General features: G+C 66.7%; 19 protein-coding genes. 15 read left to right on the forward strand and 4 right to left on the reverse strand.

All coding sequences use genetic code 11. The annotated features are described in order from the left end of the window. Window positions 1-987 (forward strand): PHP domain-containing protein, encoded by a 987-nt coding sequence (locus CQ040_RS05945; protein ID WP_181156715.1) that lies wholly within the window; start codon window positions 1-3, stop codon window positions 985-987. A 20-nt stretch (window positions 988-1007) separates the two neighbouring features. Here CQ040_RS05945 and CQ040_RS05950 read toward each other — a convergent pair whose 3' ends face one another. Then, a complete protein-coding gene (locus tag CQ040_RS05950; protein ID WP_105525917.1) occupies window positions 1008-1946 on the reverse strand; it encodes a 5'-3' exonuclease in 939 nt (312 codons plus the stop codon). Between the two features lie 86 nt (window positions 1947-2032). Here CQ040_RS05950 and CQ040_RS05955 point away from each other — a divergent pair, with 86 nt between their 5' ends. Beyond that, a complete protein-coding gene (locus CQ040_RS05955; protein WP_146113843.1) occupies window positions 2033-2758 on the forward strand; it encodes a hypothetical protein in 726 nt (241 codons plus the stop codon). A gap of 17 nt (window positions 2759-2775) precedes the next feature. On the opposite strand, the gene CQ040_RS05960 is transcribed toward CQ040_RS05955, so the two are convergent. Further along, the gene (locus CQ040_RS05960; protein ID WP_181156714.1) at window positions 2776-3255 is read right to left on the reverse strand and encodes a hypothetical protein; all 480 of its coding nucleotides are present in this window, start codon (window positions 3253-3255) and stop codon (window positions 2776-2778) included. A 335-nt stretch (window positions 3256-3590) separates the two neighbouring features. Then, a complete protein-coding gene (locus CQ040_RS20425; RefSeq protein WP_146113844.1) occupies window positions 3591-4163 on the reverse strand; it encodes a hypothetical protein in 573 nt (190 codons plus the stop codon). 236 nt (window positions 4164-4399) lie between these two features. Here CQ040_RS20425 and rpsA point away from each other — a divergent pair, with 236 nt between their 5' ends. From rpsA to CQ040_RS06025, 12 genes are all read left to right on the forward strand, one after another. After that, window positions 4400-5857, forward strand: coding sequence for a 30S ribosomal protein S1 (gene rpsA, locus CQ040_RS05970; RefSeq protein ID WP_028501551.1), 1458 nt, complete (start codon window positions 4400-4402; stop codon window positions 5855-5857). 142 nt (window positions 5858-5999) lie between these two features. After that, window positions 6000-6842 (forward strand): ABC transporter ATP-binding protein, encoded by an 843-nt coding sequence (locus CQ040_RS05975; protein ID WP_105525741.1) that lies wholly within the window; start codon window positions 6000-6002, stop codon window positions 6840-6842. Further along, a complete protein-coding gene (locus CQ040_RS05980) occupies window positions 6839-7879 on the forward strand; it encodes an aliphatic sulfonate ABC transporter substrate-binding protein (protein WP_105525742.1) in 1041 nt (346 codons plus the stop codon). The genes CQ040_RS05975 and CQ040_RS05980 overlap by 4 nt, the downstream gene beginning before the upstream one ends. After that, window positions 7876-8736, forward strand: a complete 861-nt coding sequence (locus CQ040_RS05985) for an ABC transporter permease (RefSeq protein WP_105525743.1) — start codon at window positions 7876-7878, stop codon at window positions 8734-8736. Before CQ040_RS05980 ends, CQ040_RS05985 begins: the two co-directional genes overlap by 4 nt. Further along, complete coding sequence (acs, locus tag CQ040_RS05990; RefSeq protein WP_105525744.1) at window positions 8727-10736, forward strand: acetate--CoA ligase; 2010 nt, start codon at window positions 8727-8729, stop codon at window positions 10734-10736. Before CQ040_RS05985 ends, acs begins: the two co-directional genes overlap by 10 nt. Further along, window positions 10733-12037: an O-acetylhomoserine aminocarboxypropyltransferase/cysteine synthase family protein gene (locus CQ040_RS05995; RefSeq protein WP_105525745.1), complete on the forward strand. Its 1305-nt coding sequence runs from the start codon at window positions 10733-10735 to the stop codon at window positions 12035-12037. Before acs ends, CQ040_RS05995 begins: the two co-directional genes overlap by 4 nt. Beyond that, window positions 12034-12579 (forward strand): CoA-binding protein, encoded by a 546-nt coding sequence (locus CQ040_RS06000; protein WP_105525746.1) that lies wholly within the window; start codon window positions 12034-12036, stop codon window positions 12577-12579. Before CQ040_RS05995 ends, CQ040_RS06000 begins: the two co-directional genes overlap by 4 nt. Window positions 12580-12611: 32 nt before the next feature. Beyond that, entirely contained in the window at window positions 12612-13211 is a 600-nt protein-coding gene (gene coaE, locus CQ040_RS06005; RefSeq protein WP_105525747.1) for a dephospho-CoA kinase, read from the forward strand. Continuing rightward, entirely contained in the window at window positions 13208-14425 is a 1218-nt protein-coding gene (locus CQ040_RS06010) for an MFS transporter (protein WP_105525748.1), read from the forward strand. Before coaE ends, CQ040_RS06010 begins: the two co-directional genes overlap by 4 nt. A 12-nt stretch (window positions 14426-14437) precedes the next feature. Then, window positions 14438-15229 (forward strand): GNAT family N-acetyltransferase, encoded by a 792-nt coding sequence (locus tag CQ040_RS06015; RefSeq protein WP_105525749.1) that lies wholly within the window; start codon window positions 14438-14440, stop codon window positions 15227-15229. 55 nt (window positions 15230-15284) lie between these two features. After that, window positions 15285-17357 carry an excinuclease ABC subunit UvrB gene (gene uvrB / locus CQ040_RS06020; protein ID WP_105525750.1) on the forward strand — a complete coding sequence of 691 codons (2073 nt, stop codon included), beginning with the start codon at window positions 15285-15287 and terminating at the stop codon, window positions 17355-17357. Between the two features lie 15 nt (window positions 17358-17372). After that, complete coding sequence (locus CQ040_RS06025) at window positions 17373-17723, forward strand: TfoX/Sxy family protein (RefSeq protein ID WP_036273909.1); 351 nt, start codon at window positions 17373-17375, stop codon at window positions 17721-17723. Window positions 17724-17725: 2 nt separating this feature from the next. Here the strand turns inward: CQ040_RS06025 and CQ040_RS06030 are convergent, their stop codons facing one another. Continuing rightward, window positions 17726-17968 carry a hypothetical protein gene (locus tag CQ040_RS06030; protein WP_028501561.1) on the reverse strand — a complete coding sequence of 81 codons (243 nt, stop codon included), beginning with the start codon at window positions 17966-17968 and terminating at the stop codon, window positions 17726-17728. A gap of 45 nt (window positions 17969-18013) precedes the next feature. On the opposite strand from CQ040_RS06030, the gene CQ040_RS06035 reads away from it, so the two are divergent. After that, window positions 18014-18457 carry a MarR family winged helix-turn-helix transcriptional regulator gene (locus CQ040_RS06035; protein WP_105525751.1) on the forward strand — a complete coding sequence of 148 codons (444 nt, stop codon included), beginning with the start codon at window positions 18014-18016 and terminating at the stop codon, window positions 18455-18457. Window positions 18458-18479: the final 22 nt, after the last annotated feature.

Raw genomic sequence — 18479 nt, forward strand, 5'->3', positions numbered from 1 at the left:
ATGGACCCCGTCGACGCGCTGCTGGAGATCGCTTCTCTATTGGAGCGCGAGCGGGCATCGCGATATCGCGCGAAGGCCTTCCGCCAGGCGGCCGCGACGCTGCAGGATCTGCCCGACGACGTCAGGAGCGATCCCACGAGGCTGCGGGCGGCGAAGGGGATCGGCGAATCAACGTTCGCGGTGATTCGCCAGGCGCAGGCCGGACACGTGCCGGAGTACCTGATCGAGCTGCGCGGTGACGTCGAACCCGAGCGGGTCTCGGCACTTCGGGCCAAGCTCCGTGGCGACCTGCACGCGCACACCGACTGGTCGGATGGCACCACCCCGATCTCGGTGATGGCCGCGGCCGCGCGGGCCCAGGGGCATGAGTATCAGGCGATCACCGATCATTCGCCCAGGCTGCGGGTGGCGCGGGGGCTTTCCGCCGAACGGCTTCGCGAGCAGATGCCGTTGGTGCGGGCCGAGTCCGGCGACGGCTTCACCCTGCTCGCCGGGATCGAGGTCGACATCCTCGAAGACGGAGCTCTCGACCAGGAGGACTCGCTGCTGGGTGAGCTCGACATCGTCGTGGCATCGGTGCATTCGAAGTTGCGCATGGACGCGCGCCCGATGACGGCACGGATGATCGCGGCCGTGTCGCACCCACGAGTCAATGTCCTCGGGCACTGCACGGGGCGCCTCGTGCAGGGCGACCGCGGGACGCGTCCGCAGTCGGAGTTCGATGCGGCGGCGGTCTTCGCCGCATGTGCGGAGAACGGCGTGGCCGTCGAGATCAATTCGAGGCCGGAGCGACAGGACCCGCCGGACGAGTTGATCTCGATCGCGTTGGACGCGGGATGCCTGTTCTCGATCGATTCGGACGCTCACGCGCCCGGTCAGCTCTCGCTGCTCGATCACGGCGCGGAGCGGGCGGAGCGCGTGGGGATTCCGGCATCGCGGATCGTGACGACCTGGGGCCTCTCCCGTCTGATGGCCTGGGCGGAGTAGGCCGCTAGAGGCTTCCGCTGTCAGCGCGCCGCCAGGGCCGCGTTCGACACGGCAGTGATCGCGCGAGTCATGGAGCCGCCGAGGTTCCACTTCTCGGCGAGAGCAGCTGCCGCATCTGCTTCGGCAGGGTCGAGCACCCGCAGTGGAACACCGGGGTCGCTGATCGGGAGCGACGTCGCGACCGCGACCACGGTCGGTGCGACATCGAGGTACGCCGAGGCTGCGAGGATCTTCGCGCGCACGCCGGCGCTCATGCCCTCGCCCGCTTCTGCAGCCGCGCGAATGCCCTCGAGGTCGCTGTGGGTCTGCAGCAGAGTCGCCGCCGTCTTCTCGCCGACGCCTGCGACACCGGGGAGACCATCTGAGGCATCACCGCGCAACGTGGCGAAATCGGCGTACTGCGAGGGGAGCACCCCGTACTTGGCGACCACGGTCGCGTCGGTCACGATCTCGAGATTGCTCATGCCCCGAGCGGTGTAGATGACGCGGACGTCGCGGGCGTCGTCGACGAGCTGGAACAGATCGCGGTCGCCGGTCACGATGTCGACCGGCATCGTGGCGTCGGTCGCGAGGGTGCCGATGACATCATCGGCTTCGTGCTCGGCGATCCCGATGATGGGGATGCCGATGGCGGCGAGCGTCTGGCGGATGAGCGGGATCTGCGCCTCGAGAGGGTCGGGGACCTCTTCGACGTCAGGTCCGCTGACGACGACCTCGACGACGCGGTGTGACTTGTAGCTGGGGATGAGGTCGACGCGCCATTGCGGACGCCAGTCGTCGTCCCAACAGGCGATCACATGAGTGGGCTGGTAGAGCGTGACGAGCTTGGCGATGATGTCGAGCAGACCGCGCGCGGCGTTGATGGGCGAGCCGTCTGGCGCGGTCACCTTGTCTGGAACGCCGTAGAAGGCGCGGAAGTAGAGGCTGGCGGTGTCGAGCAGCATGAGGCGATCGGTCACGAACGACAGTCTGGCACGGGGCTGCGACGCCGGCAGGGCGCCATCCGGTGTCTGAGACGATCCGGGCGGTCGCGACACTCGCAGGTATGACAGCTCCTCTTCGCGCATTCTCATCACTTGTCGCCGGTGGGTTGGCGCTCGCTCTCGTGCTGGCCGGATGCGCTTCTGCCGCCGGGGGTTCTCCTGTGCCGGAATCGACAGCCGACCAGAACGCTTCCGATTCCTCGTTTGCGCCGCGGGCGGCCTGGCTCGATTCGACGTCGTTCGTGTTGAAGGTCTGGGGCGATGCCTGTGCGCCGCAGATCGGGGATCTCATCGCGGGGGAGCAGTCGCTCGAGATCGTGCTCGTCGATGGCGAAGATGAAGTGTGTGCGGCGGTGCAGACGCCTCACGGCATCTACCTCGGCCTGCCGGCTTCGTTCGACTCATCGCGCGCGGTCGAGTTGATCGTGACCGATCCAGGAGGGCAGACGTCGGAGCTCACGCTGCCAGGGCTCGCGGCAGGGGAGATCATCCCGGCTGACCGGATGCCTGCGCAGACGCCTGCGGCGACGTGGATCGACGACGAGGAGCTCGCGATCCTGACCTGGGGCTCGTCGACATGCATGCCGGGTTCCGGCACGTTCGAGGCTGTCGGTGAGACGGAGGGAACCGTCCGGCTGGAATCGACAACGGACGGGATCTGCACGATGGATCTGGTGCCGCAGATCACCTTCGTACCCGCGGAGGGCGTCACGGCAGAAGCAGCGCTGACGCTCGAGGGCCATGTCGGTGCCGATGGCGCGCCCGTCGTGCTGACGGTTGTGAAGTAGGCCCCTCTCCGCGCTGCTCAACAGCCGGGTGCGGATGGTCGCTGTTCACAGGTGAACGCGACGAGCGCGGTGTTCGCCTCGAAGACGCGGATCTCCTGAGAAGGCCCCTCGATCGTGAGCTGGCCGGCCACCGGGAACCACCCGCCCCCGAGGTCGACCTCTGCCGTGTAGTGGACAGTGACGTGGGCCCGGTAGGTGCCGCGCTGTCGATAGGTGTGGCTCGTCGCGGTCGGAGTGAATGCGGCCTGGCCGAGCGCCGACCAGGTCTGTCCGCCGCTGCTTGTGGTCGCGGCCGTGCCGTCTCCGTGGGTGAATTCGTAGCCGACGGGGGTGAAGCGCACGGTGAGCGGTGCGCCGAAGAGGGCTCCCGATCGGGTCTGCGCGGATGCCGCAGCGACGAAGTTCGTCGGCATGCCGATCACACCGACGTTGTCCGGCTCGCCGGTGGCGGTCACCGGGTCGGGAGAGAACTGTGCGAGATCAGTGATCGTGATCACCGGGGCCGAGGGGGTCTCAACACCTGGCGGTGGCGGTGACTCCTCCTTCTCCTCCGCGCCGCGGAAACAGCCTCGAGCACTGTTCCAGTCGTCGAGGCAGGAGTTGAAGTTGAACTCGTGCACCGGGAACGCGGGGGCGGAGGGGGAACTGGAACTGTCGTGCGGAGTGGAGTTGCTATCCGTGGACGGCTGCGTCTGCGTACCGGAGATGACGACCTCCGTGTTGCCAGTGGAAATCGCCGCGCTTCCAATCGGTGGGTCCGAGCTGTCGTCGCCGACGGATGTTTGATGGGAGGTTCCGAGCATGAAGAGGGGGAGTGCGAACATTGCTAGCACTAAGGCGTTGCGCACTTTGCCTCTTTGTTCACTGAGACCGAGTCGATCGTCAATGATGATTGATCGGCCACGAAAACGACGTCGAGCGAGTAGACGTTTGGGCGGTTCGCGTCGATCTGCGAGATCCCGGCAGAGTCGGTAACAGTCACCGCACTCACGTCGAGACACACCTTGGCTGAGACCTTGTCGAACGGCGAAGCGGCCTCAACTCCCTGGAACGACAGAACCTTGGTGTCACCTTCGACGATGAAGCCTTCGGCATGCATGGCGGAGTACGACTTACGGTCAGCTGCTTCAAACTCCCCACTGGACAATTCAAAAAGTGGCTCGAAAGTAGCCGGATCGGCGATGTCTAGCTGGTTGAGACGTGCCGTGAACGCCCGGTACGTCTCCTCCGCAGCGGCGAAGGCCTCTTCTTCCGAAGCGAACGCCGCGGTCGGAGTCGGCGTCGGCGATGGCGCGGGGGAGCAGCCAGCGAGTAACACGGAGACGGCAATCAGCGCGAGGGCTCCGAGACGATGCGAATGGCGGAACTTGATCGGGCTGCGGCGAGGAGGAGTCGGCGAGATCACCTGGTCACGCTAACCCGGAGCAGAGGAGGCCCGCTCGAGTTATCCACAGTTACGTCCCGCCGGAATCCGGCTCCCCGGACATCCGAACTTCTGATAGCCTTAACCGTCACTCGTGGCGTGCACACGCGTGCCCTCGTGACAAGAAAACCAAAATCCACCGCTGTGAAGCATGCAGTCGGCCGTGCGCGGTCGTTGCCTCTCAGCCTGAGTCTCCATTCACAAGGACAACCCACTACATGACTACCGCAACGACCGCCCCGGCCACCAAGCAGGTCGCCATCAACGACATCGGATCTGCTGAGGACTTCCTGGCCGCGGTCGAGAAGACCCTGAAGTTCTTCAACGACGGCGACATCATCGAAGGCACGATCGTCAAGATCGACCGCGATGAGGTCCTCCTCGATGTCGGCTACAAGACCGAGGGTGTCATCCCCTCGCGCGAGCTCTCGATCAAGCACGACGTCGACCCGAACGAGGTCGTCGCTGTCGGCGATCTGGTCGAGGCCCTCGTCCTCCAGAAGGAGGACAAGGAAGGCCGTCTGATCCTCTCCAAGAAGCGTGCTCAGTACGAGCGTGCGTGGGGGGACGTCGAGAAGATCAAGGAGAACGACGGAGTCGTCACCGGTACGGTCATCGAGGTCGTCAAGGGTGGACTCATCGTCGACATCGGCCTCCGTGGCTTCCTGCCGGCCTCGCTCATCGAGCTGCGCCGCGTCCGCGACCTCACGCCGTACCTCGGCCAGGAGATCGAGGCCAAGATCCTCGAGCTCGACAAGAACCGCAACAACGTCGTTCTGAGCCGCCGCGCGCTGCTCGAGCAGACGCAGTCGGAGTCGCGCACCACGTTCCTGAACAACCTGCACAAGGGTCAGGTCCGCAAGGGTGTCGTGTCGTCGATCGTCAACTTCGGTGCGTTCGTCGACCTGGGTGGCGTTGACGGCCTCGTGCACGTCTCCGAGCTGTCCTGGAAGCACATCGAGCACGCCTCCGAGGTCGTCGAGGTTGGCCAGGAGGTCACCGTCGAGATCCTCGAGGTCGACCTCGACCGTGAGCGCGTCTCGCTGTCGCTGAAGGCTACGCAGGAAGACCCGTGGCAGGTCTTCGCCCGTACCCACGCGATCGGTCAGGTCACGCCGGGTAAGGTCACCAAGCTCGTTCCGTTCGGTGCGTTCGTTCGCGTCGCAGACGGCATCGAGGGCCTCGTCCACATCTCCGAGCTCTCCAGCAAGCACGTCGAGCTGGCCGAGCAGGTCGTGTCGGTCGGCGAAGAGGTCTTCGTCAAGGTCATCGACATCGACCTCGAGCGTCGTCGTATCTCGCTGTCGCTGAAGCAGGCCAACGAGGCTGTCGACCCCAACGGCACCGAGTTCGACCCGGCTCTGTACGGCATGCTCGCCGAGTACGACGAGAACGGCGAGTACAAGTACCCGGAGGGCTTCGACGCCGAGACCGGTGCCTGGAAGGAAGGCTTCGACACTCAGCGCGAGGCATGGGAGCAGGAGTACGCTGCAGCCCAGGCTCGCTGGGAGGCGCACAAGGCTCAGGTCGTCAAGGCGGCCGAGGCCGAGGCAGCGGCCGGAGACGACTTCGGCGGCGGCCAGTCCTTCACGAGCGAGGTCGCAGGCGCGGGCACGCTCGCGGACGACGAGGCACTCGCGGCTCTGCGCGAGAAGCTCTCGGGCGGCAACGCTTAAGCAGCATTCTGAAACGGGTCGTCACCTCGCCTTCGGGCGGGCGTGGCGGCCCGTTTCGCATGTCCGGCCAGCGGATTCACCTGCGTGACGCAACATTACGACCGCATTCGTAACAGTCCGACTGCTCGGCCAACATGGGCGTATGACCACCCTGCTGCCTGCGTCGCGCACGGTCGACGCCTCGACGACAGCGGGAACCGCACAGGCCGTGCGGCTCGACGATGTCGAGCGCTCGTTTCCGCTGCCGCACAGTCGCCGTGACGTGCTGCGCGGTATCGACGTCAACATCGCCGCCGGTGAGATCGTCGCGGTGGTCGGCCCCTCCGGATGCGGTAAGTCGACGCTGCTCCGTCTCGTGGGCGGCTTGGACGTCCCGACGCACGGCAGCATCCGCCTCGATGACACACCGGTCGCAGATGTCGACGAGCGCACGGCGGTCGCTTTCCAGGAGCCTCGTCTGCTCCCATGGCGAACCATCTCCCAGAACGTCGAACTCGGAGTGCCGCGCGGTACCGCCCGCCGGGCCGGCCGTGAGCGGGTTCGTGAACTGCTGCACCTGGTCGGGCTCGAGCACGCCGCCGATCAGCGTCCGCGCGAAGTGTCGGGCGGTATGGCTCAGCGTGCTTCGCTGGCCAGAGCCCTCGCTCGCAATCCCGGGGTGTTGCTGCTCGACGAACCTTTCGGTGCGCTCGATGCGCTGACCCGGTTGCGGATGCACGATCTGCTCCTGAAGATCCACGCGGCCGAGCCCACGACGATCCTGCTCGTCACCCACGACGTCGAGGAGGCCTTGTACCTCGCAGATCGTGTGCTGTTGCTGCGCACGCTCTCGGATGACGACGAGCCCTCGATCGCCCGCACGATCACCGTGCCGGGAATTCGCCCGCGAGACCGCGCCGATCGCGGCCTTGCCGACCTGCGCGCCGACCTCCTCGAAGGTCTCGGCGTCGACACCCACCACCGCACCGCCGAGGAGAACCGATGAGCATCACCACCCGCCGAATCATCCCCGCGATCGCTATCGCCGGGACGATGATGCTCGTCGCCACCGGCTGCGTCGCCGGGGAGAACGCCACGGCCAGCGGCGCGAAGCCCACGTCGGGAACGACCGAATGGTCGTCCGACACGCTTTCGATCGACTTCGCGACGTACAACCCGCTGAGCCTCGTGATCCGCGATCAGGGCATCCTCGAAGACATCCTCGGCGACGACGTCGCCGTCGAGTGGGTGCAGTCCGCCGGCTCCAACAAGGCCAATGAGTTGCTGCGCTCCGGTTCGGTCGATGTCGGGTCGACAGCCGGATCCGCTGCGCTGCTGGCGCGAGCGAACGGTTCGCCCATCCAGGTCATCGATATCTTCTCGCAGCCGGAGTGGGCGGCCATCGTCGTCGGGCCGAACAGCGACATCACCTCGATCGAGGACCTCAAGGGAGCGTCGGTCGCGGCCACCAAGGGCACCGACCCGTACTTCTTCCTGCTCCAGTCGCTGGAAGAGGGCGGTCTCTCCCTCTCCGACGTCGAGGTGCAGAACCTCCAGCATGCCGATGGCCGGGCAGCTCTCGACGGCGGATCCGTGGACGCCTGGGCCGGTCTCGACCCGATCATGGCGGCGGCTGAGGCGGAATCGGGCGACAAGCTCATCTATCGGAACGTCGACTTCAACACGTACGGTTTCCTCAACGCGACCGAGGACTTCATCGCGAACCACCCCGACCTCGCTCAGGCCGTCGTCGACGCCTACGAGCAGGCGCGTGAGTGGGCACTCGAGAACCCCGACGAGACCGCCGCGCTTCTCGCCGAAGTCGCCGGAATCGACATCGGCGTTGCCACCACCGTGATTCAGGAGCGATCGAACCTCGACGTGAGTGGCGTGCCCGGTGACGACCAGATCGCAGTGCTCGAGAAGATCGCTCCGGTGCTCGTCGAGTCCGGCGACGTGCAGGGCGGCAAAGAGTCCGTCGACAAGGCGCTCTCATCGATCGTGAACGCGAAGTTCGCCGAGAAGGCAGTCGACGGCGAGTGACTGATATCGACCAGCGAGTGATCGTCCCCGCGGACTCGCGGGACGCGCTCGACGCAGCCCGCGGACAGTCTCGGCGCCCGGAGCGCGGAACCCGTCGGGTGTGGGATCGACCCATCGTGCGAATTCTTGGTGGCCTGCTGCTGCCGGCGTTGATCTTGCTCGCCTGGCAGTTCGTCACGACCTCGGGTCTCGTCGAGCCCTACCGTCTTCCCACACCCGCATCGGTCTACCAGGCCGGTGTCGAGCTCGCGGAGAACGGTCAACTCTGGACTCACATCGCGATCTCGGTTCAGCGGGTTCTGCTCGGCTTCGCCATCGGTTCGGTGATCGGCCTCGCGGCGGCAGGAGTGGTGGGACTCTCGCGCTGGGGCGATGTGCTTCTCAGCCCGACCCTCGCGGCCGTCCGTGCCGTGCCGTCGCTCGCGTGGGTGCCGCTGCTCATCCTCTGGATGCAGATCGGCGAGGAGTCGAAGGTCACGCTCATCGCGATCGGTGCGTTCTTCCCGGTCTACACGACGGTCGCCTCGGCGCTCCGCCATGTCGACCCACAGCTGGTCGAGGCCGGTCGCTCGTTCAGCCTGCGGGGCTGGTCGCTGTTCCGCACAGTGCAGCTGCCGGCGGTCGTCCCCTCCGTGGTGGCGGGACTCCGACTCGCCCTCGCGCAGGCGTGGTTGTTCCTGGTCGCCGCCGAGCTGATCGCCTCTTCGATGGGTCTCGGATTCCTGCTTACCGACTCGCAGAGCACCGGCCGTGTCGATCGCATCCTGCTCTCCATCGTGCTGCTCGCCCTGCTCGGCACGATCACCAACGGCGTTCTCGTGCTGCTGGAGAAGTACCTGCTGCGCCGATGGACGTGACGGTGACGGAGGCTCGGCTGCACGAGACGCGTGTCTACGAACCCTCGGACGAGTTCTCGAACGCGAACGTGACAGCCGAGGCGTACGCGCGTGCCGCGGCAGACCCTGTCGCCTTCTGGGAAGACGCCGCGCGCCGTCTCGACTGGGTCGATCCCTGGCACACGGCGCACGAGTGGGAGCCACCGACGAACGGTGCGATCCCCGCAGCTCGCTGGTTCGTGGGAGGCCGGCTCAACGTGGCCGTCAACTGTGTCGACCGACACGTCGAGGCCGGTGGCGGCGACCGAGTCGCTCTGCACTTCGAAGGTGAGCCGGGCGACCGCGCTTCCGTCACCTATGCAGAGCTGCAACAGCGGGTCTCCCGTGCCGCCAACGCCCTCGTCGCGCTCGGGATCGGACCGGGCGACCGTGTGGTGATCTACCTCCCGGTGCTCGTGGAGACGATCGTCATCACTCTGGCCTGCGCACGAGTGGGCGCCGTGCACTCACTCGTGTTCGGTGGATTCTCGGCCGAGGCCGTGCGGTTCCGTCTGGAAGACACCGGTGCGAAGCTGTTGGTGACCAGCGACGGCCAGTACCGTCGCGGCACCGCCACCGAGGTGAAGTCGACGGCCGACCTCGCGGCCGCCGATCTGCCCGATCTCGAACATGTGCTCGTCCTTCGCCGCACCGGCCAGGACGTGCCGTGGACAGACGGCCGCGATGTCTGGTGGCACGACGTCGTCGACACCGCATCGTCGACCCACGAGGCAGAGGCGTTCGATGCCGAGCATCCGCTCTTCATCATCTACACCTCCGGCACCACGGGGAAGCCGAAGGGACTCGTGCACACCTCGGGCGGCTACCTCGCACAGGCGAGCTGGGCGCACTGGGCCCACTTCGACGCCAAGCCCGACGACGTGCACTGGTGCACCGCCGACCTCGCCTGGGTGACCGCGCACACCTACGAGATCTACGGGCCGCTCTCGAACGGCCTCACACAGGTCATCTACGAGGGGACTCCCGACACCCCGCACCGAGAGCGCCACCTCGAGATCATCGAGCGCTACGGGGTGACCGTGTACTACACGGCGCCCACCCTGATCCGAACGTTCATGACCTGGTTCGGAGCCGACCTCCCGACCGGCCACGATCTGTCGAGCCTGCGACTGCTCGGAACCGTCGGCGAGGCGATCAACCCGGAGGCCTGGGTGTGGTTCCGCCGCAACTTCGGTCGTGACGAGCTGCCGGTCATCGACACCTGGTGGCAATCCGAGACGGGTGCCGCGATGATCGCCCCGCTGCCCGGCGTCACGAGCCTCAAGCCCGGTTCGGCATCGGTGCCGCTCCCAGGCCTCGATGTCGCGGTGGTCGACGAACTGGGGCAGGAAGTCGAGCCGGGACGCTCGGGCACATTGGTCATCCGTCGACCGTGGCCGGGGATGGCACGCACCATCTGGGGAAACCCGAACCGGTACCGTGACGCGTACTGGTCCGCATACGCAGGCCACGGTGAGTTCGGCGGCTTCTACGTCGCCGGCGACGGCGCGACCAGGGACGCCGACGGGTACATCTGGATCCTCGGTCGACTGGACGACGTCGTGAACGTCTCCGGACACCGTCTCTCCACGATCGAGATCGAGTCTGCTCTCGTCGCGCACGACACCGTGGGCGAGGCCGGCTCGGCCGGAGTCTCAGATCCGGTCACCGGCCAGGCAGTCGTCGCGTTCGTCACGCCTTCCGGTCGTGCGGAGGTGACACCGTCAGCCCTTCGCGCTCAGGTCGCGCAGGCGATCGGGCCCGTCGCCAAGCCGAAGCACATCGTGATCGTTCCCGACCTGCCGAAGACACGATCCGGCAAGATCATGCGCCGGCTCCTGGCACAGTTGTGGGAGGCCGAGCAGGATCGCAGAGCCGGCCGCGAACCCCAGCAGCTCGGAGACACGACGTCGCTGCAGAACCCCTGGGCCGTCGGTGAAATCGCCGACGTGCTCGCCGCCGCTGAATCGAGGACATCATGACGGAAGAACATCGCTTCGGGTTCCGCACCAGGGCCCTGCATGCCGGTGGCACCCCCGACGCATCCACCGGAGCCAGGGCGGTGCCGATCTACCAGACCACGTCCTTCGTCTTCGACGATGCTGCGGACGCCGGGAACCTCTTCGCGCTGCAGAAGTACGGCAACATCTACTCGCGCATCGGCAACCCCACGGTCGCGGCTCTCGAGGAGCGCCTGGCCTCGCTCGAAGGTGGCATCGGTGCGGTGGCGACAGCCTCGGGCATGAGCGCGGAGTTCATCACTTTCGCAGCTCTCGTCGGCGCAGGAGATCATGTCGTCGCCGCCGCGCAGCTGTACGGCGGCACGGTGACGCAGCTCGATGTGACGCTGCGTCGCTTCGGCGTGGAGACCACGTTCGTCGCCTCGACCGACCCCGCAGACTTCGCCGCAGCGATCCGTCCCGAGACGAAGGTCGTCTATGTCGAGATGATCGGAAATCCTTCGGGGGAGATCGCGGACATCGAGGGCCTCGCCGCGGTCGCTCATGAGGCCGGTGTGCCGCTCGTGGTCGATGCGACGCTGGCGACCCCGTATCTCGCACGTCCGCTCGAGCACGGCGCCGACATCGTGATCCACTCGGTGACGAAGTTCCTCGGCGGACACGGGACGACGCTCGGCGGGGTCGTGATCGAGAAGGGCACCTTCGACTGGGGCAACGGCAAGTTCCCGCAGATGACCGAGCCCGTCGACTCGTACGGCGGCATCAAGTGGTGGGACAACTTCGGCGAGTACGGATTCCTCACCAAGCTCCGCTCCGAGCAGTTGCGTGACATCGGTCCTGCGCTCAGCCCGCAGTCGGCGTTCAATCTGCTGCAGGGGGTCGAGACGCTGCCGCAGCGCATCGACGCGCACCTCGCGAACGCCCGCGTCGTCGCCGACTGGCTCGATTCCGACCCGCGCGTCGCGTACGTCACCTGGGCAGGACTCGAGGGGCACCCGCACCACGAGCGCGCCGCCAAGTATCTCCCACTCGGACCGGGGTCGGTGTTCGCATTCGGCGTTGCCGCGGAAGACGGTCGCGCAGCGGGGGAGAGTGTGATCGAGAACCTGCAGCTCGCCTCGCACCTCGCGAACATCGGCGACGCGCGCACGCTCGTGATCCACCCGGCCTCGACGACCCATCGCCAGCTCACCGAGGAGCAGCTCGTAGCCGCCGGTGTGCGGCCAGACCTGATCCGCATCTCGGTGGGGCTCGAAGATGCCGACGACATCATCTGGGACCTCGACCAGGCCCTCACGACCGCGACAGGAGCGAACCGATGAGCGCCACCACCTCCGGCGATGCGTGCGCCCTGCCTGGTGCAGTGCCGAGCGTGCCAGGACGGACCTGGATCGGACCGACGCAGCAGGAGCGTTTCGGCCTCTTACGTCGAGCGAAGTCGATCGCGATCGTCGGTGCGTCGAACAACCCCGCGCGCGCGTCGTACTTCGTGGCGACGTACCTGCTCTCCAGCACGGCGTACGACGTCTACCTGGTGAACCCGCGCGAGACCGAGATCCTCGGGCAGCCGGTCTATGCGACGCTGAGCGATCTGCCCGTGGTGCCCGACATTGTGGATGTCTTCCGTCGTCACGACGACCTTCCCGGCGTCGCGCAGGAGGCGATCGAGGCGGGAGCGCAGACCCTGTGGCTGCAGCTCGGGTCCTGGAACGAGGATGCGGCGGCGATCGCGGAGGGCGCGGGGCTCTCGGTGGTCATGGATCGCTGCATCAAGATCGAGCACGCCCGATTCCACGGAGGACTGCATCTGGCGGGCTTCGACACGGGTGTGATCAGCTCACGACGCCAGCTGCTCGCGAGATGAGCCGTGCCCACGGCGAAGCCTAGACTGGCGGCATGCCCCTCATCGCACTCACCGGCGGCATCGCCTCCGGGAAGTCGACCATCGCCCGGCGTCTGGCCGAGCACGGTGCCATCATCGTCGATGCCGATCAGATCGTGCGCGACGTGCAGTCTCCCGGATCACCGGTCCTCGAGCGGATCGCCGAAGCGTTCGGCGCCGACGTCGTCGCACCGGACGGCGCCCTCGACAGGGCGGCGCTGGGGGCGCAGGTGTTCGGTGACGCCGACCTCCTTGCGAGCCTGAACGCGATCGTCCACCCGGCTGTGCGCGAGGAATCGCAGCGACGATTCGATGATGCTCTCCGAGACGATGCGGAAGCCGTCGTCGTCTACGACGTGCCTCTTCTGGTCGAGGCGCGGGTGGATGACCCTTGGGACCTCATCGTGGTCGCGAACGCGCCGGCCGAACTGCGCAGGCAGCGGCTCGTCGAGTTGCGCGGCATGGCGGAGCGCGCGGCGCAGGAACGGATCGATGCCCAGGTCTCCGATGACCGTCGTCTCGCGATCGCCGACGTCGTGATCGACACCTCCGGCACCCTGGAGCGCACGATCGAGCAGACGGATGCCCTCTGGGAGCGGATCAGCGCACAGTGACCTTCTCCGGTCATGCGCCGGGGTCGCGCGAGTACCGGCGCCTCATCGTCGGACTGTTCTTCGCGGGAATCGCGACGTTCGCGCAGCTCTATTCGGCGCAGGCCGTGCTGCCGCAGATCTCGTCCGACCTCTCGGTCACCCCGGCGACCGCGGCGCTGAGCGTGTCGGCTGCGACGCTCGGGCTGGCGCTGGCCGTCATCCCGTGGTCGATCGTGGCGGACCGGATCGGGCGGGTGCCGGCGATGGCCACGGGAGTGCTCACCGCCACGGTGTTCGGCCTGACCGCCCCGTTGAGCGGGGAGATCATGACGCTGCTCATCCTCCGTTTCGCGGAGGGCGTGGCGCTGGGGGCCGTGCCGGCTGTGGCCCTCGCGTACCTCAGTGAGGAGGTCGAGGCGCGCCATGCCGCCGCCGCTGCGGGGAGCTACATCGCGGGCACCACGGTCGGTGGGCTGCTCGGACGCATCGGCTCAGGGATCGTCGGAGAGGTGGGCGGGTGGCGCGCCGGCATCCTGTCCGTCGCCGTGATGTGCGCGGTGGCCGCTGTGCTCTTCCTCTGGTTGACTCCGCGCTCGAGAGGCTTCGTCCCCGGGCGGCTGCGCGCCGACCGCGGGCCCGGCATCCTGGAGAAGCTCCGGGCGCCGTTGCGCTCACGGCTGCAATGGGCGCTGTACGCGCAGGGATTCCTGCTGATGGGAGCCTTCGTCGCGGTGTACAACTACCTCGGTTTCCATCTTTCGGCAGAGCCGTTCGCGCTGCCGGTATGGCTGGTCACCCTGCTGTTCCTGGCCTATCTCGCCGGCACGGTGTCCTCCCCATGGGCCGGGGCTCTGGCCTCCAGAGTCGGACGCTTCCCGGTACTCCTCGCCTCGATCGGCGTGATGGTCGCGGGAGCCCTGTTGCTCCTGGTCCCGATGGTGGCCATCGTGCTGGTGGGGCTCGTGCTCTTCACCGCAGGCTTCTTCGGCGCACATGCCGTGGCCTCGGGGTGGACTCCGGTCGCTGCCGGTCCCGGGAGCAGGGCCCAGGCTTCATCTCTGTACTACTTCGCCTACTACGCGGGGTCGAGCCTGTTCGGATGGATGCTCGGTCTCGTGTTCGGCGCGGCGAGCTGGGGCTGGTTCGTGGCCGTCGTCGTGGCGATGTGCGCAGCAGCCGCCTTCGCCGCGGTGTCGGCACTGCGCGAGGCGCCGACCGGTCAGCCGCCTTCCTGAGAGGATCTCGTCATGCAACAGCAGTATCTCCAGGCCTATGACGGCCAACTCCGTACCACCCCGGAGGTATCCGGTGCTTCGAGCGTGTCCGCGCACGGACCGCTCCTTCTCGCGACGTTCGCCGGAGGACGCGGTTTCGTCACCTACGCGGAGCTCGGCGATGTGGATGCGGACGACGTCTCTCGCCTGGTCGATGCCGCGATCGAGCACTTCGTCGGTCTACCCGAGGTGATGTCGGTCGAGTGGAAGACCCGCGGACATGATCGTGCGCCCGGACTCCACGACTCTCTCATCACCCGCGGTTTCGTGGCGGAGGATCCGGAGTCGATCATGATCGGGGAGGCGCGTCTCCTCGCGCAGCACATCGAGATCCCGGAGCAGGTGACCATCAGGCGGACCCGTACCGACGACGAGGTACTCGCGGCGGGCGAGATGCAGGGACTGGTGTTCGACGACGCGGACTGGCGCTCGAGGGCGGAGGATCTCATCGTGCGCCTGCACGAGGATCCCTCCACCGAGTTGTGGATCGCCGTCGTCGACGATGTGATCGTCAGCGCCGGGCGCCTCGAGCCGGTCGCGGGAACGGAATTCGCTGGGCTCTGGGGAGGCTCGACCCTGGCGGAGTGGAGGGGGCGTGGAATCTATCGTGCGCTCACCGCGGAGCGGGCCAGGTCTGCGCTCGCCCGCGGCATCCGGTATCTGCAGTCGGATTCGACCGAGTTCTCGCGTCCGATCCTGGAACGGTCGGGGTTCGTGAAGGTGTCGACGACGACGCCGTACGTCTGGACGCGCCCCGCGCGGTGACCGGAGGCGCTCCTGTGACGGCCTCGATGTCGGAGGGGCGGCATACGCTGGAGGTATGCAACCCACGCGCAGTGTCCGCCCCTTCGAGGTCATCAGCGAGTACGAGCCCGCCGGCGACCAGCCGAAGGCCATCGCCGACCTTGCGGCGCGCATCAACGCGGGGGAGACCGACGTGGTGCTGCTCGGTGCGACCGGTACCGGAAAGTCCGCGACGACGGCTTGGCTGGTCGAGCAGGTGCAGCGCCCGACGCTGGTTCTCGCGCACAACAAGACGCTGGCCGCGCAGCTCGCGAACGAGTTCCGCGAACTCATGCCGAACAACGCGGTCGAGTACTTCGTCTCGTACTACGACTACTACCAGCCAGAGGCCTACGTGCCCCAGACCGACACCTTCATCGAGAAGGACTCCTCGATCAACTCCGAGGTCGAGCGGCTGCGGCACTCCACGACGAACTCGCTCCTCAGCCGTCGCGATGTCATCGTCGTCTCGACCGTGTCCTGCATCTACGGTCTCGGCGCACCGGAGGAGTACCTCCGCGCCATGGTCGCGCTGCAGGTGGGGGAGCGGTACGACCGTGACGCCCTGATCCGTCAGTTCATCGCGATGCAGTACAACCGCAACGACGTCGACTTCTCCCGTGGCAACTTCCGGGTGCGCGGTGACACGATCGAGATCATCCCCGTCTACGAAGAGCACGCCATCCGCATCGAACTGTTCGGCGATGAGATCGAAGCGCTGTACTCGCTTCACCCGCTCACCGGTGAGGTCATCGAGAAGCTGGCCTCCGTTCCGATCTTCCCGGCTTCGCACTATGTGGCCGGTACCGATGTCATCCAGCGCTCGATCGGCACGATCGAGGCCGAATTGGAAGATCGCCTGACCGAGTTCGAGCGGCAGGGAAAGCTGCTCGAGGCACAGCGCCTGCGCATGCGCACGACTTTCGACCTCGAGATGCTCCAGCAGCTGGGCTTCTGCTCCGGCATCGAGAACTACTCGCGGCACATGGATGGGCGCGAACCCGGCGAGCCGCCGCACACGCTGCTCGACTTCTTCCCCGACGACTTCCTGCTCGTGATCGACGAGTCGCATGTGACGGTGCCTCAGATCGGTGCGATGTACGAGGGCGATGCGTCTCGCAAGCGCACGCTCGTGGATCACGGATTCCGACTGCCGAGCGCGATGGACAACCGTCCGCTGCGGTGGGACGAGTTCAAGAACCGCATCGGGCAGACCGTCTACCTGTCCGCCACCCCGGGAAAGTACGAGATGGGGATCGCCGACGGCATCGTCGAGCAGATCATCCGTCCGACCGGACTGGTCGATCCGCACATCGTCGTGAAGCCATCGAAGGGGCAGATCGACGATCTGCTGGAAGAGATCCGTCTTCGTGTCGAGCGCAACGAGCGCGTGCTCGTCACGACCCTCACCAAGAAGATGTCGGAGGAGCTCACCGACTTCCTCGGCGAGCACGGTGTGCGCGTGCGCTATCTGCATTCCGATGTCGATACCCTGCGCCGTGTCGAACTGCTCAGCGAACTGCGTGCCGGCGTCTACGACGTGCTCGTGGGCATCAACCTGCTGCGTGAAGGCCTCGACCTGCCAGAGGTCTCGCTCGTCGCGATCCTCGACGCCGACAAGGAGGGGTTCCTCCGATCGGGCACCTCTCTCATCCAGACCATCGGTCGTGCGGCGCGTAACGTCTCGGGCGAGGTGCACATGTACGCCGACAAGATGACCGACTCCATGACGAAGGCGATCGAGGAGACCGACCGCCGCCGCGAGAAGCAGGTCGCGTACAACAAGGAGCACGGGATCGACCCGCAGCCGCTGCGCAAGCGCATCGCCGACATCACCGAGGTGCTGGCCCGGGAGGGTGCCGACACGGCGGAGATGATGTCGGGTCGCGGGCGGGCGACGGGCAAGGGCAAATCGCCGACGCCCAACCTGCGCCGAACGGGGATCGCTGCCGAGGGTGCGCAGCAGCTCGAAGCCACGATCCAGGATCTGTCGGACCAGATGCTCGCGGCTGCTGCCGAGCTGAAGTTCGAGCTCGCCGGGCGGCTGCGCGACGAGGTGCAAGACATGAAGAAAGAGCTCCGTGCCATGGAGCGCGCCGGGCACGCGTAGACAGGAACCTGACCGATGGATGCTGCTGGGAACGAGCTCGCCGACCGCGTCCGGGCGCTTCTGAGTGCGGACGCCGAGATCGAGGAACGTCGCATGTTCGGCACCAGAGCGTTCTTGGATGACGGTCACATCCTGGTGGGTGCGCGCCCTGGCGGCGTTCTACTCGTCCGTGTCGATGACGAGAACGGCGCAGCACTTTTGACGCACCCGGGGGCGGCTCGCGCCGTGATGGGCTCACGCACCATGAGTTCCGGCTGGCTCGATGTGGTGCCAGGCGCCATCGAGGACGACACCGCTCTGATGTTCTGGCTCGACGTGGCACGAGAGTCGACGGGCTCAGCGGTCGAGGCGCCAGAGCAGGATTGACGCTACGGGCAGTGCACCAGGGTTTTCGGGCCGGTGCGGTCGATCTCGTGCTGCGTCATCGGGGCGCCGCACAGGGGACAGGCGCGTTCGGCGCGTTCGGAGGCGCTGGGTGGTGGAGTCTTCTCATAGGGCCCCACCGAGGCGGGCCCGGCGAACCGGATGAGGTTCGTGTTGACCCAGGAGTAGAACCCGCCGGCGTCGCGGATGCGGGTGCGGAGGGGTGGGCGGTCGGAGTCCTGTGCCATGTTGCTTAGTGTACTAACTATTAGTGCAGATGTATAGTCTCCCTTGTGACAGCAACCGACGATCTGCTCCGGCTCGAGAATCAGCTCTGCTTCGCTCTGGTGACCGCGGCGCGCAATGTCGTCGCCCTGTACCGCCCGATTCTGGAGCCCCTCGGTCTCACGCACCCCCAGTACCTCGTCATGCTGGCGCTCTGGGAGCGCGCGCCGAGGACGCTGAACGACCTCGCGATCGACCTCGCACTGGAGCCTGCCACCGCGTCGCCGCTGGTGAAGCGGCTGGAAGCGGAGGGGCTGATCGTCCGTCAGCGCAGCAGTGCAGACGAACGACGTCTGGAGATCACACTGACGCAGGCCGGGGCAGCGCTCCGTGATCGGGCAGTGAACGTTCCCCATCAGGTGATGGCCGCCGTGGGCATGGACATGGATGCGATCGCAGCTCTCCGTGACGGGCTCGGTCCTTTCGCGGGGCGACGGCCGGATCTCGGCTGACGCGTCCTCCGCTTCACGGTTT

The organism is Microbacterium sp. MYb54, assembly GCF_002979515.1.
GTDB lineage: Bacteria > Actinomycetota > Actinomycetes > Actinomycetales > Microbacteriaceae > Microbacterium.

What these genes read in the sequence shown, in the direction of transcription:
- CQ040_RS05995 (WP_105525745.1), top strand. Translation starts at nt 10,733, where the DNA reads ATGACGGAAGAACATCGCTTCGGGTTCCGCACCAGGGCCCTGCATGCC.
- CQ040_RS05945 (WP_181156715.1), top strand. Translation starts at nt 1, where the DNA reads ATGGACCCCGTCGACGCGCTGCTGGAGATCGCTTCTCTATTGGAGCGC.
- coaE (WP_105525747.1), top strand. Translation starts at nt 12,612, where the DNA reads ATGCCCCTCATCGCACTCACCGGCGGCATCGCCTCCGGGAAGTCGACC.
- CQ040_RS05955 (WP_146113843.1), top strand. Translation starts at nt 2,033, where the DNA reads ATGACAGCTCCTCTTCGCGCATTCTCATCACTTGTCGCCGGTGGGTTG.
- CQ040_RS05975 (WP_105525741.1), top strand. Translation starts at nt 6,000, where the DNA reads ATGACCACCCTGCTGCCTGCGTCGCGCACGGTCGACGCCTCGACGACA.
- acs (WP_105525744.1), top strand. Translation starts at nt 8,727, where the DNA reads ATGGACGTGACGGTGACGGAGGCTCGGCTGCACGAGACGCGTGTCTAC.
- CQ040_RS06025 (WP_036273909.1), top strand. Translation starts at nt 17,373, where the DNA reads ATGGATGCTGCTGGGAACGAGCTCGCCGACCGCGTCCGGGCGCTTCTG.
- CQ040_RS06030 (WP_028501561.1), bottom strand. Translation starts at nt 17,968, where the DNA reads ATGGCACAGGACTCCGACCGCCCACCCCTCCGCACCCGCATCCGCGAC.
- rpsA (WP_028501551.1), top strand. Translation starts at nt 4,400, where the DNA reads ATGACTACCGCAACGACCGCCCCGGCCACCAAGCAGGTCGCCATCAAC.
- CQ040_RS06015 (WP_105525749.1), top strand. Translation starts at nt 14,438, where the DNA reads ATGCAACAGCAGTATCTCCAGGCCTATGACGGCCAACTCCGTACCACC.
- CQ040_RS06000 (WP_105525746.1), top strand. Translation starts at nt 12,034, where the DNA reads ATGAGCGCCACCACCTCCGGCGATGCGTGCGCCCTGCCTGGTGCAGTG.
- CQ040_RS05980 (WP_105525742.1), top strand. Translation starts at nt 6,839, where the DNA reads ATGAGCATCACCACCCGCCGAATCATCCCCGCGATCGCTATCGCCGGG.
- uvrB (WP_105525750.1), top strand. Translation starts at nt 15,285, where the DNA reads ATGCAACCCACGCGCAGTGTCCGCCCCTTCGAGGTCATCAGCGAGTAC.